Annotated in this window: 25 protein-coding genes and 1 riboswitch; of the genes, 11 read left to right on the top strand and 14 right to left on the bottom strand. The window is 71.1% G+C overall.

All coding sequences use genetic code 11. The annotated features are described in order from the left end of the window. Nucleotides 1-39: 39 nt before the first annotated feature. From bioD to bioB, 3 genes are read right to left on the bottom strand one after another with little or no spacing between them, the layout of a single operon-like run. A complete protein-coding gene (bioD, locus tag ACWD68_RS17450; RefSeq protein WP_451807290.1) occupies nt 40-756 on the bottom strand; it encodes a dethiobiotin synthase in 717 nt (238 codons plus the stop codon). Between the two features lies 1 nt (nt 757). Beyond that, nucleotides 758-2038 carry an adenosylmethionine--8-amino-7-oxononanoate transaminase gene (locus ACWD68_RS17445; RefSeq protein ID WP_451807289.1) on the bottom strand — a complete coding sequence of 427 codons (1281 nt, stop codon included), beginning with the start codon at nt 2036-2038 and terminating at the stop codon, nt 758-760. Next, on the bottom strand, nt 2031-3263 hold the full coding sequence (gene bioB / locus ACWD68_RS17440) for a biotin synthase BioB (RefSeq protein WP_451807288.1): 1233 nt from the start codon (nt 3261-3263) through the stop codon (nt 2031-2033). The genes ACWD68_RS17445 and bioB overlap by 8 nt, the downstream gene beginning before the upstream one ends. A gap of 171 nt (nt 3264-3434) precedes the next feature. Between bioB and ACWD68_RS17435 the strand changes: the two genes are divergently transcribed. Continuing rightward, entirely contained in the window at nt 3435-4559 is a 1125-nt protein-coding gene (locus ACWD68_RS17435) for an 8-amino-7-oxononanoate synthase (protein ID WP_451807287.1), read from the top strand. A 34-nt stretch (nt 4560-4593) separates the two neighbouring features. Here ACWD68_RS17435 and ACWD68_RS17430 read toward each other — a convergent pair whose 3' ends face one another. After that, nucleotides 4594-4818 (bottom strand): DUF397 domain-containing protein, encoded by a 225-nt coding sequence (locus tag ACWD68_RS17430; RefSeq protein WP_451807286.1) that lies wholly within the window; start codon nt 4816-4818, stop codon nt 4594-4596. Between the two features lie 12 nt (nt 4819-4830). Beyond that, nucleotides 4831-5688 carry a helix-turn-helix domain-containing protein gene (locus ACWD68_RS17425; protein WP_451807285.1) on the bottom strand — a complete coding sequence of 286 codons (858 nt, stop codon included), beginning with the start codon at nt 5686-5688 and terminating at the stop codon, nt 4831-4833. Between the two features lie 211 nt (nt 5689-5899). Between ACWD68_RS17425 and ACWD68_RS17420 the strand changes: the two genes are divergently transcribed. Continuing rightward, nucleotides 5900-6355, top strand: a complete 456-nt coding sequence (locus ACWD68_RS17420) for an ATP-binding protein (protein ID WP_451807284.1) — start codon at nt 5900-5902, stop codon at nt 6353-6355. A gap of 109 nt (nt 6356-6464) precedes the next feature. Here ACWD68_RS17420 and ACWD68_RS17415 read toward each other — a convergent pair whose 3' ends face one another. Continuing rightward, entirely contained in the window at nt 6465-7403 is a 939-nt protein-coding gene (locus ACWD68_RS17415) for a LysR family transcriptional regulator (protein ID WP_451807283.1), read from the bottom strand. A 126-nt stretch (nt 7404-7529) separates the two neighbouring features. On the opposite strand from ACWD68_RS17415, the gene ACWD68_RS17410 reads away from it, so the two are divergent. Next, complete coding sequence (locus tag ACWD68_RS17410; RefSeq protein WP_451807282.1) at nt 7530-8183, top strand: LysE family translocator; 654 nt, start codon at nt 7530-7532, stop codon at nt 8181-8183. 143 nt (nt 8184-8326) lie between these two features. Here ACWD68_RS17410 and ACWD68_RS17405 read toward each other — a convergent pair whose 3' ends face one another. The 3 genes from ACWD68_RS17405 to ACWD68_RS17395 all read right to left on the bottom strand — a co-directional run bounded on the left by ACWD68_RS17405 (nt 8327) and on the right by ACWD68_RS17395 (nt 10283). Then, nucleotides 8327-8800 (bottom strand): C40 family peptidase, encoded by a 474-nt coding sequence (locus ACWD68_RS17405; RefSeq protein WP_451807281.1) that lies wholly within the window; start codon nt 8798-8800, stop codon nt 8327-8329. A gap of 3 nt (nt 8801-8803) precedes the next feature. Beyond that, nucleotides 8804-8967, bottom strand: a riboswitch (cyclic di-AMP (ydaO/yuaA leader). A 367-nt stretch (nt 8968-9334) separates the two neighbouring features. Further along, nucleotides 9335-9640, bottom strand: coding sequence for a hypothetical protein (locus tag ACWD68_RS17400; RefSeq protein ID WP_451807280.1), 306 nt, complete (start codon nt 9638-9640; stop codon nt 9335-9337). A gap of 7 nt (nt 9641-9647) precedes the next feature. Continuing rightward, nucleotides 9648-10283 (bottom strand): ATP-dependent Clp protease proteolytic subunit, encoded by a 636-nt coding sequence (locus ACWD68_RS17395; RefSeq protein WP_451807279.1) that lies wholly within the window; start codon nt 10281-10283, stop codon nt 9648-9650. A 190-nt stretch (nt 10284-10473) separates the two neighbouring features. Here ACWD68_RS17395 and ACWD68_RS17390 point away from each other — a divergent pair, with 190 nt between their 5' ends. From ACWD68_RS17390 to ACWD68_RS17355, 8 genes are all read left to right on the top strand, one after another. After that, a complete protein-coding gene (locus ACWD68_RS17390; protein WP_266756051.1) occupies nt 10474-10752 on the top strand; it encodes a type II toxin-antitoxin system Phd/YefM family antitoxin in 279 nt (92 codons plus the stop codon). A 386-nt stretch (nt 10753-11138) separates the two neighbouring features. Next, on the top strand, nt 11139-11441 hold the full coding sequence (locus ACWD68_RS17385; protein ID WP_451807278.1) for an urease subunit gamma: 303 nt from the start codon (nt 11139-11141) through the stop codon (nt 11439-11441). Nucleotides 11442-11457: 16 nt separating this feature from the next. Next, the gene (locus ACWD68_RS17380; protein ID WP_451807277.1) at nt 11458-11769 is read left to right on the top strand and encodes an urease subunit beta; all 312 of its coding nucleotides are present in this window, start codon (nt 11458-11460) and stop codon (nt 11767-11769) included. Further along, nucleotides 11762-13483, top strand: coding sequence for an urease subunit alpha (locus ACWD68_RS17375; RefSeq protein WP_451807276.1), 1722 nt, complete (start codon nt 11762-11764; stop codon nt 13481-13483). The genes ACWD68_RS17380 and ACWD68_RS17375 overlap by 8 nt, the downstream gene beginning before the upstream one ends. After that, nucleotides 13483-14157, top strand: a complete 675-nt coding sequence (locus tag ACWD68_RS17370; RefSeq protein ID WP_451807275.1) for an urease accessory protein UreF — start codon at nt 13483-13485, stop codon at nt 14155-14157. The genes ACWD68_RS17375 and ACWD68_RS17370 overlap by 1 nt, the downstream gene beginning before the upstream one ends. Nucleotides 14158-14471: 314 nt before the next feature. After that, nucleotides 14472-15149: an urease accessory protein UreG gene (gene ureG, locus ACWD68_RS17365; RefSeq protein WP_451807274.1), complete on the top strand. Its 678-nt coding sequence runs from the start codon at nt 14472-14474 to the stop codon at nt 15147-15149. After that, a complete protein-coding gene (locus ACWD68_RS17360; protein ID WP_451807273.1) occupies nt 15146-15904 on the top strand; it encodes an urease accessory protein UreD in 759 nt (252 codons plus the stop codon). The genes ureG and ACWD68_RS17360 overlap by 4 nt, the downstream gene beginning before the upstream one ends. Before the next feature lie 193 nt (nt 15905-16097). After that, on the top strand, nt 16098-17708 hold the full coding sequence (locus tag ACWD68_RS17355) for an alpha/beta hydrolase (protein WP_451807272.1): 1611 nt from the start codon (nt 16098-16100) through the stop codon (nt 17706-17708). A 69-nt stretch (nt 17709-17777) separates the two neighbouring features. On the opposite strand, the gene ACWD68_RS17350 is transcribed toward ACWD68_RS17355, so the two are convergent. From ACWD68_RS17350 to ACWD68_RS17330, 5 genes are all read right to left on the bottom strand, one after another. Continuing rightward, a complete protein-coding gene (locus ACWD68_RS17350; protein ID WP_451807366.1) occupies nt 17778-18791 on the bottom strand; it encodes an NAD-dependent epimerase/dehydratase family protein in 1014 nt (337 codons plus the stop codon). A 55-nt stretch (nt 18792-18846) separates the two neighbouring features. Next, complete coding sequence (locus tag ACWD68_RS17345) at nt 18847-19572, bottom strand: lysophospholipid acyltransferase family protein (protein ID WP_451807271.1); 726 nt, start codon at nt 19570-19572, stop codon at nt 18847-18849. A 100-nt stretch (nt 19573-19672) separates the two neighbouring features. After that, a complete protein-coding gene (gene rocD / locus ACWD68_RS17340; protein WP_451807270.1) occupies nt 19673-20923 on the bottom strand; it encodes an ornithine--oxo-acid transaminase in 1251 nt (416 codons plus the stop codon). Further along, a complete protein-coding gene (gene ddaH / locus ACWD68_RS17335; protein WP_451807269.1) occupies nt 20920-21732 on the bottom strand; it encodes a dimethylargininase in 813 nt (270 codons plus the stop codon). Before ddaH ends, rocD begins: the two co-directional genes overlap by 4 nt. Before the next feature lie 125 nt (nt 21733-21857). Next, entirely contained in the window at nt 21858-22361 is a 504-nt protein-coding gene (locus tag ACWD68_RS17330; protein ID WP_451807268.1) for an Lrp/AsnC family transcriptional regulator, read from the bottom strand. Between the last annotated feature and the right edge of the window lie 75 nt (nt 22362-22436).

The following is a 22436-nucleotide window of genomic DNA, read 5'->3' as shown; positions in this document are numbered from 1 at the left end:
GCTCCTCGCTCCCGCCGGGTCCCGGGAGCGAGGTGCCCGTCAGATCCTGTACGACGCGGCGAAGGCGTCGGCGTTCCAGCGTCCGCCCAACCGGTGGTCCAGCCAACTCGGCGCCCCCGCACGGAAGCCGGCGGGCGCATGGGTCCCCGCGCCCGCCGGTACCGCGCCCAGCAGGGGTGCTCCGGACACCGCGGGGAGGTCCGCGAGATTGCACCGCATCGCCAGATCGGGGGAGTTCGGCCAGCTGCCGATCACCACGCCCGCGAAGTCCAGCTCCCGGCGCCGTAGTTCACGAGCCGTCAGCTCCGTGGTGTTGAGCGTGCCCAGTCCCGCGGAAGCGACGACCAGTACGGGTGCGTCGAGCAGCCGGGCCGCGTCCGCCAGCGTCCCGTCCTCGTCGTCGAACCGGACGAGCAGACCGCCCGCGCCCTCGACCAGCACCAGATCGTGCTCGGTGGCCAGTTTGGCCGCGGCCTCCGCGGCCTCCTGCGGAGACACCGGCGCGAGGCCGGCCCGCCGGGCGGCCGTCGCGGGCGCCAACGGCTCCGGATAACGGCCCAGTTCGAGCGTCGTGACGGCACCCGCGAGCCGGGCCACCTCGTCGGCGTCGCCGCGCTCGTGCGGACCTACACCGGTCTGCGCGGGCTTCAGGACGGCCACGGACCGCCCGGCCGCGAGAGCCGTGGCGGCGACAGCGGCCGTGACGACCGTCTTGCCGACCTCCGTGCCCGTCCCCGTGATCACCAGTACCGGCATCTCAACCCTCCCGCGCCACCGCGCACACCGCGCGGGCAATCCGTGCCAGATCCGTGTCGCCCGTGACGTACGGCGGCATCGTGTAGACGAGGTCGCGGAACGGCCGCAGCCACACGCCCTCGCGCACCGCGGCCGCCGTCGCCGCCTTCATGTCCACCTCGTGGTCGAGCTGGACGACCCCGATCGCGCCGAGCACCCGTACGTCCCGGACGCCCGGCAGGGTCGCCGCCTCCGCGAGGCCGTCCCGCAGACCCGTCTCGATCCGCTTGACCTCGGTCCGCCAGTCCTGGCCGAGCAGCAGGTCGACGGACGCGCACGCCACCGCCGCGGCGAGCGGATTGCCCATGAAGGTCGGGCCGTGCGCGAGCACCGGGACCTCACCGCGCGAGATGCCGTCGGCCACCCGCGAGGTGCACAGCGTCGCCGCCATCGTCAGATAGCCGCCGGTCAACGCCTTGCCGACACACATCACGTCCGGGGTGACGCCCGCGTGGTCCGCCGCGAACAGTTCACCCGTACGGCCGAAGCCGGTGGCGATCTCGTCGAAGACCAGCAGCACGTCGTGCTCGTCGCACGCCTCGCGCAGCACCCGCAGATACGCGGGGGAGTGGAAACGCATCCCGCCCGCACCCTGCACCACCGGCTCCACGATGACGGCGGCGAGCTCGTCCGCGTGCCGCCCGATCAGCTCGCGCAGCCGGTCGGCGTAAGACTCCTCGTAGGCGGCGGGCGGCGCCTCGGCGAACACCTGACGCTGGAGCACGCCCTGCCACAGCTCGTGCATCCCGCCCTCGGGGTCGCACACCGACATGGGCTGCCAGGTGTCCCCGTGATAGCCGCCCCGCCAGGTCAGCAGCCGCTGCTTGCCCGGGCGGCCGAGCGAGCGCCAGTGCTGGAGGCACATCTTGACGGCGACCTCGACGGAGACCGAGCCGGAGTCGGCGAGGAAGACGTGCTCCAGCCCCTCGGGCGAGATGTCGACCAGCAGCTTCGCCAGCCGGACGGCGGGCTCGTGGGTGAGCCCGCCGAACATCACGTGGCTCATGCGCTCCAGTTGGCCGCGAGCCGCGTCGTTCAGGACCGGGTGGTTGTAGCCGTGGATCGCCGACCACCAGGACGACATGCCGTCGATCAGCTCGCCGGTACCGCCGGCCAGGCGCAGCCGGACCCCGCTCGCCGACTCCACGACCAGCGGCTCCTGGCGGCCGGGCATCGGCCCGTACGGATGCCAGACGTGGCGCCGGTCGAGGTCGAGCAGTTCCCGTACGGACAGCTCAGGCATTGGGCGCGAGGTCCGTCCCCGCACCGCGGCGGCGCACGGAGACGAGGTCCGTGCGGGCCTCGGCGGGCGCCACGGCCGCCGCCGGAGCCGCAGCCGCGGAACCGCACACCCCGCCGTCCGCGTGGGACCCGCATCCGGCCTCCGCCTGCGACCCGCACCCGGCGCTGTCGTGCGATCCGCATCCGGCTTCCGCGTGCGATCCGCAGCCGCCGGCCACCGACACCCGGTGCTCCGGCAGCGTCACCTCGCCGGCGTTCTCCACCTCGAAGCCCGCGTCCGCGATCATCTCCAGGTCGGCCTTGCCCGCCTGGCCCTCGCTGGTGAGGTAGTCACCGAGGAAGATCGAGTTGGCGAGGTTCAGGGCGAGTGGCTGGAGAGTGCGCAGATGGACCTCGCGGCCGCCGGCGATACGGACCTCGACGTCCGGGCAGACGAACCGGACCATGGCGAGGATGCGCAGACAGCGCTGCGGGGTGAGGTTCCACTCCTTGGCGAGCGGGGTGCCCTCGAAGGGAATCAGGAAGTTCACCGGAACGGAGTCAGGGTCGAGCTCGCGCAGCGCGTACACGACGTCCACGAGGTCCTCGTCCGACTCGCCCATGCCCGCGATCAGACCCGAGCAGGCGGACAGCCCCGCCGCGTGCGCCTTCTGGACCGTGTCGACCCGGTCGGCGTACGTGTGGGTGGTCGTGATCTCCCCGTACGTCCCCTCGGACGTGTTCAGGTTGTGGTTGTAGGCGTCCGCGCCCGCCTCGCGCAACCGTTCGGCCTGGCCGTCGGAGAGCAGACCGAGGCAGGCACAGACCTCGACGCTCTCGTTCTGGTCCTTGATCGCCTTGATGGTGTCGGAGACCCGGTCCACGTCACGGTCCGTCGGACCGCGCCCGCTGGCCACCAGGCAGACCCGCTTGGCGCCCCCGGCGAGCCCGGCCGCCGCGGCCCGGGAGGCCTCGTCGGGCTTGAGCCAGGTGTATTTGAGAATGCCCGCCTTGGAGCCGAGGCGCTGCGAGCAGTACGAGCAGTCCTCCGGGCACAGGCCCGATTTGAGGTTGACGAGATAGTTCAGTTTCACCCGTCGGCCGAACCAGTGCCGGCGTACCTTGCCGGCCGCGGCCACCACGTCGAGTACGTCGTCGTCGGAGGTGGCCAGTACGGCCAGCGCCTCGTCGCGGGTCGGCAGCTCGCGCCGAAGCCCCTTGTCCACCAGCGTGTTCAGCAGGTCCATGAGGTCCGATCCTGGACCATGCGACCGCTCTCGGCCAAGGAGAGTTTGCACAACAGAGATGGTTCGACGTGTGGGTATTGCCACATCCTGGGCCGACGGAGCGACCGCTAGGGTCTGTGCACTGCCTACAAAACACCCGCCACCGCACTGGCCACGAGCCCCGGAGGACACATGGCGTTCGGCTGGATCGACGAGCAGGCCGAGGCGCGCCGCCGGGCCGGACTCGTGCGTACGTTGCGCCCGCGCCCCGCCGACTCGCCGCTCCTCGATCTCGCGAGCAACGACTACCTCGGGCTCGCCCGCCATCCGGAGGTCACCGAGGGCGCGGCCCGGGCCGCGCGCACGTGGGGCGGCGGCGCGACGGGCTCCCGCCTCGTCACCGGCACCACCGAACTGCACGGTGAGCTGGAACGCGAGCTGGCCGACTTCTGCGGCTTCGAATCCGCGCTCGTCTTCTCCTCCGGATACGCGGCCAACCTCGCCGCCGTCACCGCGCTCGCGCCGCACGGCTCGCTGGTCGTCTCGGACGCGGGCAACCACGCCTCACTGATCGACGGCTGCCGGCTGGCCCGCGGCACCACACAGGTCGTGGGTCACGCCGACCCCGACGGCGTACGCAAGGCGCTGGGCACCCACGAGGGACCCGCCGTCACCGTCTCCGACACGGTCTTCTCGGTGGACGGCGACGCGGCACCACTCGCCGAACTCGCCCTCGCATGCCGGGAGTACGGCGCCGGGCTGGTCGTCGACGACGCGCACGGACTCGGTGTCCTGGGCGACGGCGGCAGGGGCGCCGCGCACGCGGCGGGGCTCGCGGGGGACCCGGACGTCGTCGTGACCGTAACGCTCTCCAAGTCGCTCGGCAGCCAGGGCGGAGCCGTCCTCGGCCCGGCGGCGGTCATCGACCACCTGATCAACGCGGCGCGCACCTTCATCTTCGACACCGGTCTGGCGCCGGCCGCGGCGGGCGCGGCCCTCGCGGCGCTCCGGTTGCTGCGCCGTGAACCGGGGCGGGCGGCACGGGCGCGAGAGGTGGCCACGGCCCTGCACACCCGTCTGACGGCTGAGGGTCTCGCCGCGGTTCGACCGGACGCCGCCGTCGTCTCCGTGCGGGCACCGTCCCCCGAACGAGCGGTGCGATGGGCGGCCGACTGCCGCGAGGCGGGCCTCGCCGTCGGCTGTTTCCGTCCCCCGTCGGTGCCCGACGGTATTTCGCGGCTGCGGCTGACGGCCCGCGCGGACCTCACCGAGAAGCAGATCGAGCACGCGGTGGACGTGATCAGCCGGAACCGGTGAATTCATGAAGCGGTGAGCCGGTGTGCCGTGCGGGTCAGCTCAGACCGGTGACGAACCCCTCCCAGACGCCAGGGGCGAACAGCAGGGCGGGGCCGGCCGGGTTCTTGGAATCGCGAACCGCGACCATTCCGGACCAGAGCCCGGAGCCAGGCCGCGCCGTCTCGACGCAGTTGTTCATTCCCGTGCTGCGGCTGCTGCGCAGCCATCGCACGCCGTGCAGTGAAGTACTGGAGGGTACGTACCGAGGCATTGCAGACATGAGGGTGCCTCCTTACGCGCCGTCAGCTATCCCGGCGATGTAGTCCAACGAGTCCTCGGGCGAAAGGGCGTGGAACTGAAGGGCGTTGAAGGCCTCGGTGTAGGCCTGGAGGTCTTCTTTCCGCTCGAGATAGAGGCTACTCGTCAAGTGGTCGAGAACAACCACATCCAGATCGGTTGTGTTCGGAAATGAGAAAATAACGAAAGGCCCGGTGACTCCGATGTGGGCCCCGGCGGCGAACGGCAGGACCTGGAGCCGTACTTGAGGCAGGGCCGCGGCCTCCCGCAACCGGCACAGCTGGCGTGCCATGACGTCGGGCCCGCCGACCTCCCGTCGTAACACCGCTTCGTCCAGGACCGCGGACAGCTTCAGCGGCGGGTTCGAACGCAGCACGTCCTGCCGGGCCAGACGCACCTCGACCAGGGCGTCGAGCTTGCTGTCCTCCAGCCCGTCCACGGCGGCCCGCGTCACCGCGCGGGCGTAGTCCGGCGTCTGCAGCAGCCCGGGTACGACGGAGGTCTCCAGGGTGCGCATGCCGCTGGCCCCGGACTCCAGGCTGATGAAGTCGCGGTACGCGGGCGGGAGCACCCCGCGATACGCGTGCCACCAGTGATGACGGCCGTTGCCCTCGGACCCCGCCAACACGACGAGGAGCTGGCGCAGTTCTGGATCCTCGACGCCGTACGCGTCCAACAGGCGTTCCACATCGGCCGGTTTCACCCCGCTGGTGCCGGTCTCGATGCGGCTCACCTTCGACTGGTGCCAGCCGAGCAGGCGGGCCGCCTCACCGCTCGTGAGGCCTGAGCCCGCGCGCAGCGCGCGCAGTTCGGCACCGAGCTTGCGGCGGCGCACCGCGGGACCGTGCTGCATGGCTGTTCTCCTTACCCCCTCCAAGTCGCCCGAATACGCTCTGCCGACGCAGAGTTCACCGCATCGAGCGACAGATATATGCATTACTCGGTGGATCGCACCCGTGACCCGCCCGGTAATGGCAGTCTGGCGCAAGCACCAGTCCGGGACCGTACTCGAACCGTCCGCTCGGTGTCGGGCTCCGGTCCCGTGGGAAAGGGACGACGTCGCCATGGCAGATCACCAGGAAGCATCCGTCACGCTGCGGAGCGAACCCGTCTCGGTTTCCACGGCCCGTAAATTCGTCGCCGAGGTGTTGGCCGAATGGGGCCTGCCGTGCGACTCCGAAGTCGCCGAAACAGTACGGCTGATCGTGTCCGAACTGGCCACCAACGCCGTCCAGCACACGCTCGGGCAGTCGCCCACCTTCACGGTCGACGTATGTCTCGACCGGGAGGAGCACCTGCGCATCGGAGTCACCGACAGCCATCCGCGCTTTCCGAAGCGGCTGCCCGCGGCCGTTCAGCAGGACAACGGCCGCGGCATGGTGATCATCCGCTGGCTGGCCGCCGAATGCGGCGGCAGACTCACCGTCCGGCCGACCCGGGAGGGCGGCAAGACGGTCTCCATCGAACTCCCGTGGCCGGCACCGGTCCAGCCTGTGACGGCCGGGGGCCAAGAGCCATGACGCCTGCGTTCGGAAAAGCCGTTCGAAGAGGCTCTTCGGGCTGGCCGTTCGGACAAGTCCGTTCAGGCCGTTCGGACAAGTCCTTTCAGGCCGGCCGTCCGGACAGGGCCTAGCCGTCCGCCCGACTGCCGGGCCGGTGCTGTCCGGCCCGCCCGAACGCGCCGCGCAGCAGGGCACGGAACGCGTCGGCCGCGGGGGCTGTCACATCCGTCCGGTGGACGACCGAGATCGTTCGGCGCAGATCTCCCGGCTCCAGCGAGCGTGTCCCCACCGGCGTCGCCGCGGTCGCCGCCACCATCTCCGGCACGACCGCGATCCCGAGCCCGGCGCTGACCAGCGCGCACACCAGCGCGTACCCCGGAGTCTCGACGAGCACCGCCGGCGTCGCCCCCGCCCGGGCGAGCGCGGCCTCCACACCCTGCCGGGGCGGGTGGTCCGGGGCCATGCTGATCAGCGGCTGCCCGGCGAGCTCGGCGAGCGGCAGCCGCGCCGAACCGCCCGCGAGGATGTGCCCGGGAGCGGTCACCAGCACCAGCTCCTCGACCAGGACCGGCTCGATGCCCACGGACGACGGCAGCGGGACCGGTGCGGCGGGCTGGTAGGTGTGTGTGAGGGCCAGATCCACCTCGCCGGCGGCCACCGCCGCGATCCCGTGCGGAGGTTCGTAGTCGGCGACCGCGAGTTCCACGTCGGGGTGGGCCCGGCGGAAGGCGCTGAGTACGGGCGGCAGCAGATGGATGCCCGCCGTCTGGAAGGTGCCGAGCCGCAGAGTGCCGCCCGACAGTCCCGCCAGACGGGCCAGTTCGTGCCGGGCCAGCTCCATCTCGTCGAGGACCCGGCGGGCCCGTGCCACCAGCAGTTCACCCGCCCCGGTGAGCCGCGTCCCCCGATGGGAGCGCACCAGCAGCGTCGCCCCCGCCTCCCGCTCCAGCTTCGCCACCTGCTGGGACAGTGCCGGCGGGGTGTACCCGAGGCGTTCGGCGGCCCGGGTGATCGAACCCGCCTCGGCGACCGCCACCAGCGCCGCGAGCCGCGTCGGGTCGTACATGGAGCCCTCCCGGGTCCGGCGGCACCGCGCCGGACGCAAAGGACCGCCAGGTCTAAACGATTGCTTAAGGCCCGCCCAGGATATTCGACATACCTGCTGAAGGCCCGGGCCGGGCAACCTGGGGGCATGGACGCACAGCTGGTCGCCTTCACGGGCGTCGCCGCGGGCATGGTCGCCATGCCGGGCGCGGACTTCACCGTCGTCGTACGCAACGCCCTCGTCTCGCGCCGGGCCGGAGTCGCCTGCGCCCTCGGCATCGCGGGCGGGCTGCTGCTCCACACCGCGCTCGCCGTCGCCGGGGTCGCCGCGGTCCTCACCGCCGTACCGGCGCTGTTCCGGACGCTCCAGCTGCTCGGCGGTGCCTATGTGCTGTACCTGGGCCTGCGCACGCTGCGCTCACTGGGGCGTCCGCGCGGGGTGGTGTCCGACGGGGTGGGCCCGCGTCCGGGAGAGGCGGTGGCGGGTGCGGCGTTCGCGGGTGCGCGCCCGCTGCGGCAGGGCTTCGTCACCAACGCACTGAATCCGAAGGCGCCCATCACCTTCCTCAGCCTGCTGCCGCAGTTCGTTCCGGCGGGCAGCCCGGCGATGCCGCGGACGCTGCTGCTGGCGCTCATCGTGGTCGTTCTGGCCCTGCTGTGGTTCCCGGCGGTCGCGCTGCTGGTGGACAGGCTCGGACGGTGGCTGCGCGGGCCGCGGGCCGCACGCGCCGTGGAGGGGGTCACCGGGGGCGCCCTCACCGTTCTGGGCCTCGTCCTGGTGCTGGAGCCGCTGCGGAGCTGAACCGGACGTCTCGTCACGAGGCGGGCGTGCGGGCCGGACCGGCGGTCAGGGGGAATCAGAGACCGGTCAGGGCCGGGTCGCCCACGTTCGCGAGCCAGGTGGCCCCAGGGGCGGCGGCGTGGGCCGCCGCCCCTGGGACAGAGTCAGCTGACCCTGCCGTACCAGACGCTTCTCGTCCAGATCTTCTGGAGCTTCACCACGTCCCCGGTCTTCGGGGAGTGCCAGATCTTTCCCTTCCCGGCGTAGATGCCGACGTGGTACACGTTCCGGCCCGAGTGGAAGAACACGAGGTCACCGGCCTTGCGGTGCGAGGCGGAGACATGGTGCGTCTTGTTGTACTGCGCCGCGGCCGTACGAGGCAGCTTCTTGCCTGCCTTCTTGTACGAGTAGAGCGTGAGCCCGGAGCAGTCGAAGCGGTGCGGTCCCGTGGCGCCCCACTTGTACGGGGCGCCGTGCTTGGACGCCGCGACCTGGAGTGCCTTCGTCGCAGGTGTGGCCGCCTGGGCGTCCGGAGCGACGCCAGGGACCACGAGGCTGCCGCCCACGGCGGCGATGGTGAGCGCCGAGGCCGTACCGGCCCGGGTCCACAGCGACGGGACACGATTGAGCGCAGTCATGCGCAACCCTTCGTCAGCCGCCTGTGAAGGATGACCTGTCGGATTCGGGCTGGCGAAGTTGCCCGGCCGCTGCTGCGGCTTCACCCCAAGGACCGCCCGGATTGCTCCGGCGGCCCGTCGTGCTGGGTCCTCCACTCCTGCCGATGCACATCTGTCGACCGGTCATCCGGGCGGCGGCAGGACTCGGCGTCCGCCCGGACCGCCCCGCCGCTGTGGCGGGGGCTTGTCGTCGGAGGGATCTTCACTCATGAGTGTCGGGAAAACCGAGCGGAACCGGTGTTTTGTGGGCTTACTCACCACTCACCCGTTCGGGTGGACACCCCTCCGTTCGAGCGGGTGTTGGGGACACCGGCCATGCCCGCACCTGCGACGAAGGGCTCATCCCGCCTTTCTGCTCCGCGTGTTGCGCAACTTGAACGGGTCGCAGAAAGGATCGTTCGCTACGCCATCAGGGGGTACACCATCCGGTCCGTTTGTGTCCCGGGCCGGACGGCGCGGAGTCTCGGCGTGGATCGGCTCCGGGGTGTGGGTGCGTCAACTGCCCGACTCGGGCGGCACGGTGACCCGGGCCGCCCGCCGCTCTCCGTCGAGAACCCGCAGGGCCTGAGCCAGGGTCGGGGCGTGCACCTCGCTCTCGCCCCGCTGGTGCATCAGCGCGAGGGCGTCCCGCAGGGCCGTCGCCTTGCCGACCAGTGCCTGAGCCGCCCTCAGGCCGCGATAGGTGTCTCCGGGGCGGGCCGGGTTGATCCGGCCGAGCAGGTCGACCACGTCGAGGTAGCGGTCGATCAGCTCGGCCTCGGCGCGGGTCAGCGCGGGCAGCGGGGGGAGGTCCGGGATCATCGGCCGCTCACCTCGCGCCGGGGGCTTCGCGCGAGGCCTTGCGGCTCGGGACGATCCGGTCGATCAGCCCGTAGGCCAGCGCCGCCGGCGCGTCGAGGATCTTGTCCCGCTGGATGTCCGCCGCGACCCGTTCCGGGCTCTGTCCCGTGTGCCGTACGAGCATCTCCTCCAGCGTCTCGCGGGTGCGTGCCAACTCGTCGGCCTGAAGAGCCAGATCGCTCGCCTGCCCCTGGATCGGCTCCGGGACCGACGGCTGGTGGATGACGACGCGGGCTCCCGGCAGGGCGAGCCGCTTGCCCGGAGTTCCGCCGGCCAGCAGAACGGCAGCGGCCGACGCCGCCCGGCCGAGGCAGACCGTCTCGACGTCGCAGGTCACGAACTGCATCGTGTCGTAGATCGCGGTCATCGCGCTGAAGGAGCCGCCCGGGGAGTTGATGTAGAGCGAGATGTCCTGCTCGGGCGCCTGGTGTTCGAGGTACATGAACTGGGCCGTCACATCGTTCGCCGAGATGTCGTCGATCGGCGTCCCGAGGAACACGATCCGCTCGCTGAGCAGCTTCGAGTAGGGATCCTGCGTCCGGTGTCCCGTGCCGGTGCGTTCGGTGAACTCGGGCAGGACATGGCGGGCGGACGGGCTGGTCATGTCGAGCGCCTCCTCTGGTTCGACGTATGTAAAAAATGTACAGGACGTACGTCTCTGTGGAAGAGGGCCATGCTGAGAGCGAAACGGCGGCGCGCCGGACCGGGAGGCGGTCCAGGGGTGCCCTGTCCCGCCTGCCGGCTGGATCCTGTGCACCCCGTGGTGCCGCCGGGCCCGGTCTAAGCTGGACGTCATGGCCTACGAGATTCCGGTGACGCAAGCCAGGGCTGAGCTCGCCGAACTGATCAATCGCGTCGTGTACGGCGGTGAGCGCGTCGTCGTGACGCGGCACGGGAAGCCCCTCGTCGCCCTGGTCTCCGCCGCCGATCTGGAGCGCCTCGAAGAGCTCCAGGAGCCCGCGGACGAGCAGGTGATCAGCGCGCTGTCCAGCGTGCGCGAGGTGGCGTCCGCGCCCCGCGAACGCCAGCGGTTCGGCATCGCCGCGGAGCACCGGGGGCCCAGCGCCTCCTAGCCGAAGAGGTTCGGCTCGGGCCCCGGCGAGATGGGTGGGGTGCCGCCGGCGACCCGGGACGCGTCGCGGCAGCGGCCCTTCGTCCACGACCGCGATCGCGGCTCGGATCACGACCGTGACCGTGCGACATCCCGTATACGGTCCGGTCCGCTCCGGGGCCGTGGCTTTCCGGAGTGTCGGTGCGGCCGGACGAGGCGAACCCGGGGAAGCTGGGCGGTCCCTCGTGCGCGACGGAGTCCGGCCGCTCGGGCCCGGAAGGATCACAGGCTGGTTAACGTCCTCGAAACTCCGGCCAACTAGCGTGCGCATCCACGCCACCAGGGGTTTTGGTGGCTGCGGCCACCGGGCCCCGCACGGTCCGGAGCGAGGATGTGAGGTGGGACGCCGTGCACTTGACCCCGCACGAGCAGGAGAGGCTGCTGATCCATGTGGCCGCCGACGTCGCCGAGAAGCGCCGGGCCCGCGGGCTGAAACTGAACCACCCCGAGGCCGTCGCCCTGATCACGTCGCACATCCTCGAGGGCGCCCGCGACGGCCGTACCGTCGCCGAGCTGATGTCCTCCGGACGCAAGATCCTCACCCGCGACGACGTCATGTCGGGCATCTCCGAGATGATCCATGACGTCCAGGTCGAGGCGACCTTCCCGGACGGCACCAAGCTCGTCACCGTCCACGACCCGATCGTCTGACGGGAGAGCGAGCGCCATGATTCCCGGAGAGATCCTCTTCGCCGACGAGCCCGTCGTCTTCAACGAGGGCCGTGAGGTCACCCGTCTGACCGTCCTCAACGCCGCCGACCGCCCCGTCCAGGTCGGCTCCCACTACCATTTCGCCGAGGCCAACCCCGGGCTGCACTTCGATCGCGCCGCCGCGCGCGGCAAGCGGCTCAACGTCGCCGCCGGCACCGCCGTGCGCTTCGAGCCCGGGATCCCCGTCGACGTCGAACTCGTCCCGCTCGCCGGCGCCCGCGTGGTGCCCGGCCTGCGCGGTGAGACCGGAGGTGCCCTCGATGCCTGAGATCTCGCGTGCCGTGTACGCCGACCTGTTCGGCCCCACCACGGGCGACCGCATCCGCCTCGCGGACACCGACCTGCTGATCGAGATCGAGGAGGACCGTTCCGGCGGCCCCGGACTCGCCGGTGACGAGGCGGTGTTCGGCGGGGGCAAGGTCATCCGGGAATCCATGGGCCAGGCGCGCGCTACGCGCGCAGACGGCACCCCGGACACGGTCGTCACCGGTGTCGTGATCATCGACCACTGGGGGATCGTCAAGGCCGACGTCGGCATTCGCGACGGCCGGATCACCGGCATCGGCAAGGCCGGCAACCCGGACACGATGGACGGAGTCCACCCCGACCTGGTGATCGGCCCCGAGACCGAGATCATCGCGGGCAACGGGCGGATCCTGACGGCCGGCGCCATCGACGCGCACGTCCATCTGATCTGTCCGCAGATCGCCGACGAGGCGCTCGCCTCCGGCATCACGACGCTCGTCGGCGGCGGTACGGGTCCCGCCGAGGGCTCCAAGGCGACCACCGTCACGCCCGGCCCCTGGCATCTGGCCCGGATGCTGGAGGCGATGGAGGGGTACCCGCTCAACTTCGGCCTGCTCGGCAAGGGCAACACCGTCTCGCACGACGCGATGCTGTCGCAGATCCGGGGCGGCGCACTCGGCCTGAAGATCCACGAGGACTGGGGCTCGACTCCCGCGGCGATCGACGCGGCGCTCACCGTCGCCGACCGCACCGGCGTCCAGGTCGCCATCCACACCGACACGCTCAACGAGGCCGGGTTCGTCGCCGACACCCTCGCGGCGATCGGCGGACGCGGCATTCACGCGTACCACACCGAGGGTGCGGGCGGCGGGCACGCGCCGGACATCATGTCCGTGGTCTCCGAGTCGTACGTGCTGCCCAGCTCGACCAACCCGACCCGGCCCTACACCGTCAACACCGCCGAGGAACACCTCGACATGCTGATGGTGTGCCACCACCTGAACCCGGCGGTGCCCGAGGACCTGGCCTTCGCCGAGTCCCGGATCCGGCCGTCGACGATCGGCGCCGAGGACATACTGCACGACCTCGGTGCCATCTCGATCATCTCGTCCGACTCCCAGGCCATGGGCCGTGTCGGTGAGGTGATCATGCGGACCTGGCAGACGGCCCATGTGATGAAGCGGCGCCGGGGCGCGCTGCCCGGTGACGGCCGCGCGGACAACCACCGGGTCCGTCGCTATGTCGCCAAATACACGATCAACCCGGCGCTCGCGCAGGGCCTCGCGCGGGAGATCGGCTCCGTCGAGACCGGCAAGCTCGCCGACCTCGTGCTGTGGGAGCCCGCGTTCTTCGGGGTCAAGCCGCATCTCGTCATCAAGGGCGGAATGATCGCGTACGCGCAGATGGGCGACGCCAACGCGTCGATCCCGACGCCCCAGCCGATCCTGCCCCGGCCGATGTTCGGGGCGATCGGGCGGGCCCCGGCGGCGAACTCGTTCAACTTCGTCGCGCCGCTCGCCATCGAGGACGGGCTCCCCGAACGGCTCTCGCTCGGCAAGCGGTTCGTGGCCATCGACTCGACGCGGGCGGTCACCAAGGCCGACATGCGGGAGAACGACGCGCGGCCGCAGGTGCGGATCGACCCCGACAGCTTCGCCGTGCACATCGACGGCGAACTCGTCGAGGCGACTCCTGCCGCCGAACTGCCTATGGCCCAGCGTTACTTCCTCTTCTGATGTCCAGGGCAGCGCTTCTCGTCCTGGCCGACGGCCGCTTTCCCGCCGGAGGGCACGCGCACTCCGGCGGGGCCGAGGCGGCCGTCAAGGCCGGGCGGATCACCGGAGCGGCGACCCTGGAGGACTTCATCAGGGGCCGGCTGCACACGACCGGACTCGTCGGGGCCGCACTGGCCGCGGCGGGCGCGCTCGGGATCGATCCGTCGGCCCTGGACGCGGCGGCCGACGCGCGCACGCCCTCGCCGGCGCTGCGGGTCGCCGCGCGTCGGCTGGGACGGCAGCTCATGCGGGCGGCCAGAGCGACCTGGCCCTCCGGCGAACTCGAAGCGCTGGCACGGGAGTTCCCCAAGGGTGCCCATCAGCCGGTCGTGCTGGGCGTGGCGGCGCGGGCCGCCGGGCTGGGGCCCGAGGACGCCGCGTACTGCTCCGCGTACGAGTGCGTCAGCGGGCCGGCGTCGGCGACGGTGCGGTTGCTGAGTCTCGATCCGTTCGACGCGACGGCCGTACTGGCCTGCCTCGCACCGGAACTTGACGTCGTCGCCCACGCGGCGGCCGGTGCGGCGCGGCGGGCTCTCGACGACGGGGTCGAGGCACTGCCCGCGGCGTCGGCGCCGCTGCTGGAGATCAGCGCGGAGGTCCACGCGGCCTGGCCGGTACGCCTCTTCGCGTCGTAGGAGTCGTAGGAGTTGTCGCGAGGAGCCCGCGAGTCCTGACCATCGCGGGGAGCCGGTCACCTTCACCATCGGAGGAGCCCGTCGCCTTCGCCATCCGAGGAAACCCGCGGGGCCGCCGCCGTCGGACGTGGCCGCCCCTTCGCCCCACCCTCTCCGGAGGTCGGAGCCCCACTGGCCCACTCGATGGGCCCGGGACCCATCGCCTCCGGGGCAGCCTCCCCCAGAACCCCGCCGTCGGCCCGAACGGCCCGGTCCGTGAACGCCGGACAGGCCGCCTCGCGTCGGCGCGGACCGAACGAAGTTGGAGCCGTACCGTGCATCTCGACCACAGTCACCACGGGCCGTCCGCGATCAGCGCCGACGCCCACCGTCCCGACGGCTCGCGCCGCGCCCTGCGGATAGGGCTCGGTGGCCCCGTCGGTTCGGGGAAGACCGCCACCGTCGCCGCGCTCTGCCGGGTGCTGCGCGACGAACTGTCCCTCGCCGTCGTCACCAATGACATCTACACCCGAGAGGACGCCGAGTTCCTGCTGCGGGAAGCGGTGCTGCCGCCCGAGCGGATCACGGCCGTGGAGACGGGCGCCTGTCCGCACACGGCGATCCGGGACGACATCTCCGCGAACCTCGAAGCGGTCGAGGACCTGGAGGACGAGATCGGGCCACTGGATCTGATCCTCGTGGAGTCCGGGGGCGACAACCTCACCGCGACCTTCTCCAAGGGGCTCGTCGACGCGCAGATCTTCGTGATCGACGTCGCGGGCGGGGACGACATCCCGCGCAAGGGCGGGCCGGGTGTCACGACGGCCGACCTGCTCGTCGTGAACAAGACCGACCTGGCGCCGTACGTCGGGTCCGATCTGGGCCGGATGGCGGCCGACGCAAAGGCGCAGCGGGCCGAACTTCCCGTGGTCTTCCAGTCGTTGCGGACCGAGGGCGGGGTCACGGCGGTCGCAGGCTGGGTGCGGGAACGGCTCGCGGCGTGGACGGCATGACGACGGCGGGAGTGCGCGCCACCGCGCGGATCGAGGCGCGGGACGACGGCCGGGGCGGGACGTCGCTGCCCGTACTGGACGGGGAGGGGCCGCTCGCCCTGCGCCGGGTCCGGAGCAGCGGGTCCGAGGCGCGCGTGATGCTGGTCGGGGCGATGAGCGGACCGCTCGGCGGCGATCACCTCACCGTCGAGGCGCGGGTCGGCCCGGCCGCGCGCCTGCGGGTGGGTTCGGCGGCCGCCACCATCGCCCTGCCGGGCCAGGCCAAGGGCGAGGCCCGCTACGACGTGCGCCTCGATGTCGCCGACGGTGGCGAACTGGCCTGGCTGCCCGAGCAGTTGATCTCCGCCGGTGGCAGTGAACTGTCCGTCTCCTCGTGCGTCGACCTCGGACTCGGGGCCCGGCTCGTCTTCCGGGAGGAGCAGGTGCTCGGGCGGGTGGGCGAGGAACCCGGGCGGCTCACCAGCCGTCTCACTGTCCGGCGCGACGGCCGGGCCCTGCTCGACCAGGAGTTGGCGTGCGGTCCCGGCGCACCCGGTGGCTGGGACGGGCCCGCCGTCCTGGCGGGACATCGGGCCATCGGGCAACTCATCGTCGTACGACCGGAGTTCGAGAAGGAGGTGCCGTCGGCGCGACTGCTGGGCGAGTCCGCCGCGCTGACCCCGCTCGCCGGGCCCGCCGTGCTCGTGACTGCGCTCGCCCCCGACGCGCTGCTGCTGCGCCGGGTGCTGGACGAGGCGCTGCGTGAGCTCGCCTGAAGGCGGCGGTCCATGCTCGCCTGACGTCAACCGCCTTTGAGGGAAGGGCGATTCGCGGTACATTCACCGCTCAACGGAACAAGGCGTACCGGCTATCGGATTAGTAAAGAACCCCGGTCACATCTGTTCTCAGGGACCTCACAGCCGCAAGGATCCCCGTATCAATCGCAACGATGTACGGGGAGGTACCCACTTGAGGTCCAAGAGACCGACAAGACGGGTGACAGCGCTCGGTTCGGCCGGAGCACTCGTCACGGCGACCCTGATAGCCGGAGCCGTCGCGGCCCCGTCGGCCACCGCCGACTCGCGTCACGGCCAGGGCTACGGGCAGAGCCGCGAGCAGCGCGGCGCGGTCGTCGCCGCCGAGCGTGCCGCCAAGACCGGGATCGACTGGAAGGACTGCCCGGCGGACTGGGGCTTCGAGAAGCCGATCCAGTGCGGCTGGGTCAGCGTGCCGCTGGACTACGCCCACCCGAACGGCAAGCAGCTCAAGCTGGCCGTGGACCGCATCGGGAACACCGGCACCAAGGAGGAGCGCCAGGGCGCGCTCGTCTACAACCCGGGTGGCCCCGGTGGTTCGGGCATGCGCTTCCCGCGTCGTGTCACCACCAAGAACCCCCTGTGGGCGAACACCGCCAAGGCGTACGACTTCGTGGGCTTCGACCCGCGCGGTGTCGGCCACTCGGCGCCCATCTCCTGCATCGATCCGCAGGAGTTCGTCAAGGCGCCCAAGGCGGACCCGGTCCCGGACTCCGAGGCCGACAAGCGCGCCCAGCGCAAGCTGGCCGCGGCGTACGCGGACGGCTGTGCCGAGCGCAGCGGCAAGGCCGTGCTGGCGCAGATGACCACGCCCAACACGGCACGCGACCTCGATGTCATCCGGGCCGCGCTCGGTGAGAAGAAGCTCAACTACCTGGGCGTCTCGTACGGCACGTACCTCGGTGCCGTCTACGGCACGCTGTTCCCGGGCCACGTGCGCCGCATGGTCGTCGACAGCGTCGTCAACCCGTCGCGCGAGAACATCTGGTACCAGGCCAACCTGGAGCAGGACATCGCCTTCGAGGGCCGCTGGAAGGACTGGGAGGACTGGGTCGCCAAGAACGACGCCACCTTCCACCTCGGCGACACCCGCGCCAAGGTGCAGGACCAGTGGCTGAAGCTGCGCGCCACCGCGAAGAAGAGCCCGCTGGGCGGCGTCGTCGGCCCCGCCGAGCTGATCTCCTTCTTCCAGAGCGCCCCGTACTACGACTCGTCGTGGGTGCCGGTCGCCTCGGTGTTCAGCAAGTACGTCGCGGGTGACACCCAGGCGCTCGTCGACGCCGCGGCCCCGGACCTGTCCGACACGGCGGGCAACATCTCCTCGGAGAACGGCAACGCCGTGTACACGGCCGTCGAGTGCACCGACGCCCAGTGGCCCACCAGCTGGAAGAAGTGGGACCGGGACAACACGCGGCTCCACGCGCAGTACCCCTTCATGACCTGGGCGAACGCGTGGATGAACCTGCCGTGTGCGACCTGGCCGGTCAAGCAGCAGACCCCGGTGAACGTGAAGACCGGCAAGGGTCTGCCGGCCGTCCTGATCGTGCAGTCCACGAATGACGCCGCCACGCCGTACGTCGGCGCCGTCGAGCTGCACAAGCGGTTCAAGGGCTCCCGCCTGATCACCGAGCAGGGCGCGGGCTCGCACGGTGTGACCGGTCTGGTCAACCCGTGCATCAACGGGCGGGTGGACTCCTACCTGCTCACCGGCAAGACGGACGCCGCCGACGTGACGTGCGCGCCGCACGCCACTCCGCAGCCGTAGTCCTTGCTGCACGAGGGGGCGGCCGGTCCGACCGGCCACCCCCTCGGTCGTGCGCGTCACGTCGCCGCCTCAGGACGCGAGCCAGGCGTCCTCCGCCGCGTAGTCGAAGAGATCCCCGTAGGTCCTGACCATCGCGGGATACGCCTCACGCCAGTCCCGCCCCGCGAGGTGCCGCTCGATAGAGGCGACCGTCTCCGGGAGCGTGTCGGCGTACCGGATCGCGGGGCGATAGCCCAACTCCCTCTCGGCGGCGCTCATGTCGCAGATCACGGGCAGGGGAACCGACCAAGGGGTGTCGCCCACCGTGGGGGCCGGGGGAGGCCCGTCGACGAGGACGTCCTCCGTGCGGGCGCCCATCACCGCGTCGATGGCCCGGGCGATCTCCGCCACGGTCGGCGCGTCCGGGTCGCACGCGTTCAGGACGCGCGAGCCCGGGTGTGCGGCGGCCAGTCGGATCAGCTCGGCGAGGGTGTGGACGCTCACCGGATGGAAACGGCTCGCGCCGCCGAACGCGAGGATCCGCCTGCGGCGGCCGTCGAGATTGCGCTTGACCACGTACAGCTCGCGGGGCGTGCGGCCGTACGGGCCGTGGACGGCGCCCGCCCGCAGCAGCGTCGTGGGCAACCGGTCGCCCGCGGCGAGGAGTTCACGCTCCAGGGCCACCTTGCGCGTGCTGTACGTGGTGTCTCCGGGCGGGACGGTCCCTTGGCTCTCCGATATCGGCACCGGATAGGCGGGAAAACCGTCCGGCTCGGACTGCGTGTCGAAACCGCGCCCTTTGTCGTCCTCGTACACCGACACGCTGGAGATGACGACCGCCGAGCCGACCTGGCCGGCGAGCGCCGTCAGCTGCCGCGCGTGGCCGGCTCCGTACGCCACGATGTCCACCAGCGCGTCGCAGTCGTCACCGACCACCGCGGCCAGCGCGGTGTCGTCGTCCCGGTCGAGCTCCGTCGTGCGCACCTCGGCCGGCCAGCCGTCGTCGCGGGCGCCGCCGCGCGACGCGGCCGTCACGTCCCAGCCGTCCCGCGCGAGCGCGTTCACGGCCGCGCGCCCGATCTGTCCCGTCGCTCCGATCACCACAACACGTCTCATACGTAAGAAACGTACAGGATGTACGTATGGGTTCCCGGCTGGGTCACCCCATCGGCATCCGGGGGAACTTGCGCCCCGCCTCGGCCTTCTCCGCGGCCTCCTCCGCCTTGACGACGGCCGCGTACCGGTCGACGTACTCCTGCTCGGAGAGGGACAGGATGGCGTACATGATCTCGTCGGTGATGGCCCGCAGGATCGCCTTCTCGTTCTCCATCCCGGCGTAGCGCGAGAAGTCGAGCGGCTTGCCGAAGCGGATCACCACGGGGTGGATCCGCGGGAGCTTCCTGCCCGGGGGCTGGGCCTCGAACGTGCCGATCATCGCGCACGGGATCACCGGGGCCTGGGCCTTCAGGGCCATCACCGCGACGCCGACCTTGCCCTTGTAGAGCCGTCCGTCGTGCGAACGGGTGCCCTCGGGGTAGATGCCGAGCAGCTCGTCCTTGCGCAGCACGCCGAGCCCCTCGCGGATCGCGGCCTGCCCCGCCTCCTTGCCGGAGCGGTCCACCGGAATCTGCCCGGCGCTGCGGAAGAAGGCGGCCGTCAGCCGCCCCTTGATACCGGGCCCCGTGAAGTACTCGGCCTTCGCGAGGAAGGTGATCCGGCGCTTCAGGATCGCCGGCATCAGGAAGTGGTCCGAGAAGGACAGGTGGTTGCCGGCCACGATGGCCGGGCCCGACGACGGTATGTGCTCAAGGCCCTCGATCCGAGGCCGGAAGACCAGTCTCAACAGTGGACCCAGAAGCACATATTTGAGCACGTAATAAAACACTGGGGCGCTCCTCATTTCCCCCGGGGAGCGATCAGTGTAGGCGCGGCCGTCGCCGGGCGTAACCAGTGCGGTGTCACCCTCTGTGGCCTCTTGGCCGGTATCAGACCCCTTGCGTCAGTACTTTCTCCAGGGCCCCGAGAGCCGACTGGAGTTCCTCGGCCGTGATGGTGAGCGGCGGCGCCAGACGGATGGTCGAACCGTGCGTGTCCTTGACCAGAATCCCCTCGCCCATCAGGCCCTGGCTGATCTCGCGGCCCGTGCCGATGGACGGGTCGATGTCGACACCCGCCCACAGCCCGCGCGAGCGGAAGCCCTCGACACCCCGGCCCACCAGGGCCGTCAGCCCGTCCCGCAGCAGGACGCCCAGCTCGGACGCCCGGCGCTGGTACTCGCCGGTCTCCAGCAGCCCGACGACCGCCGAGCCGACCGCCGCGGCCAGCGGATTGCCGCCGAAGGTGGAGCCGTGCTCACCCGGGCGCAGCACCTCCATCACGTCCCGGCGCCCGACCACCGCCGAGACCGGCACGATGCCGCCGCCGAGCGCCTTGCCGAGGAGCAGCAGGTCGGGGACGACCGACTCGTGTTCCACCGCCAGAGTGGTGCCGGTGCGGCCGAGGCCGGACTGGATCTCGTCCGCGACGAACAGACAGCCGGTGCGGCGGGTGAGCTCGCGGACGCCGGCGAGATAGCCGTCGTCCGGGATGACCACGCCCGCCTCGCCCTGGATGGGCTCGAGCAGCACAGCGGCCGTCGTCTCGTCGATCGCCGCTTCGAGCGCGGCCAGGTCGTTGTACGGCACGACCCGGAAACCGGGCGTGAAGGGGCCGAAGCCGGTACGGGCCGTCTCGTCCGTGGAGAAGCTGACGATCGTGGTCGTACGGCCGTGGAAGTTGTCGGCCGCCACCACGATGGTGGCCCGGTCGGGCTCGACGCCCTTCACCTCGTACGCCCATTTGCGGGCCACCTTGATGGCGCTCTCCACCGCCTCCGCGCCCGTGTTCATCGGCAGGACCATGTCCAGGCCGGTCAGCTCGGCCAGGGACTCGGCGAATCCGGCCAGCTTGTCGTTGTGGAACGCCCGCGAGGTGAGGGTGAGCCGGTCCAGCTGGCGGTGCGCGGCCTCGATCAGCACCGGGTTGCGGTGGCCGAAGTTGAGGGCCGAGTAGCCCGCCAGCATGTCGAGGTAGCGGCGGCCCTCGACGTCCTCGACCCAGCTGCCCTCGGCGTGCGCGACGACCACGGGCAGCGGGTGGTAGTTGTGGGCCAGGACGGGAGCTTCGGCTCGGATCAGTTCGTCGGAGCTGCGCGTTCCGGCGACGGCGGACGCAGTCGTACGGGCGGGAGCGGTCATGAACGGATCTCCTGAGTGCAGCACTTGATGCCGCCGCCGGCCTTCTGGAACTCCGAGAGGTCGACGGGGACGGGGACGTAGCCGTGGCGGACGAGCTGATCGGCGAGGGACTCGGCGCGCGGCGCGATGAAGACATGACGGCCGTCGGAGACCGAGTTGAGGCCGAAGGCGAAAGCGTCCTCGCGGGTCGCGAGCACCGCGTCCGGGAACAGCCGGGCCAGCACCTCGCGGCTGCCCGGCGAGAAGGCCTCCGGGTAGTACGCGATGTTGTCGTCGTCGAGGACGAAGAGCGCGGTGTCCAGGTGGTAGAAGAGCGGGTCCGCCAGTTGAAGGCTGATCACCGGGACGCCGAAGAACTCCTGGACCTCGCGATGGGCCTCGGGCGTCGTGCGGAATCCGGTCCCCGCGAGGATGTACCGGCGCGTCGGGACGAGATCGCCCTCGCCCTCGCACACCGACTCGGGGCGGTAGACGTCGAAACCGGCCGCCTTGAACCAGGTCTCGTACGCGATGGACTCGGGGCGGCGTTCCGGCGCGTGGAAGGAGGAGCCGAAGACACGGCCCTCCAGGACGAGCGCGGAGTTCGCCGCGAAGACCATGTCGGGAAGGCCCGCGACCGGTTCGACGGAGTCGACGGTGTGGCCGTGCGCGCGATAGGCGCTGATCAGCGCCTGCCACTGATCGCGTGCGAGATCGACGTCCACGGGGGTGTCGGGACGCATCCAGGGGTTGATCGCGTACTGCACGGCGAAGTGTCTGGGTTCGCAGACGAGAAAGCGCCGGGGGCGCGGCACACGGCTGTCGGGCACAGAGAGGGTCCTCCGCTTCCTGCGGTGGCGGCTGGTGGGATGCCTCCACGGTAAGAAAGAGGGGATACGGGCGACAAGCGAGGAGAGCTGCGCGTATACGCAGTACTGCTGCGTGATCCGGTGGGTCAGCGCACGTTTCCTGCGTCGTCCGGGGCCGCGTGCGTCGCTCCGGCTTCCGGGGCCTCGGGCAGCAGATGGGACAGCACCATGTAGCTGATCGTCTTCCGGATGAACGGCTCCACCCGGATGCGCTCCAGTACCTCCTCGAAGTGCTCCACATCGATGGCTCGCACATGCAGCAGCGCGTCCGCGCCCCCGGTCACCGTCATCGCCGCGGTGATCTCCGGATGGTTGCGCACCACCTCCGCGAGCCGCCGGGGCGGCGCCGCGCCCTCGCAGTACACCTCGACGTACGCCTCCGTGCGCCAGCCGAGCGCCACGGGCTTCACCGTGGCCGTGAACCCGGTGATCACGCCCGTCTCGCGCAGCCGGTCGACACGGCGCTTGACCGCCGTCGCGGACAGTCCGATCGCCGCGCCGATCTCCGCGAAGCTCGTCCTGGCATTGGCCATCAGGGCCGTGATGATCTTGCGGTCGAGCTCGTCGAACATCGCGGGCTTGCTGTTCATGGCGGCACTGTATCCAGCGACGACCTCCACCCGGCCGGGGACGACGTCCATGTCCCGCGCATGTCCAGCCGTGGC

The organism is Streptomyces sp. NPDC005141, from assembly GCF_053599975.1.
This window is presented reverse-complemented; position numbering and strand designations above follow the sequence as displayed.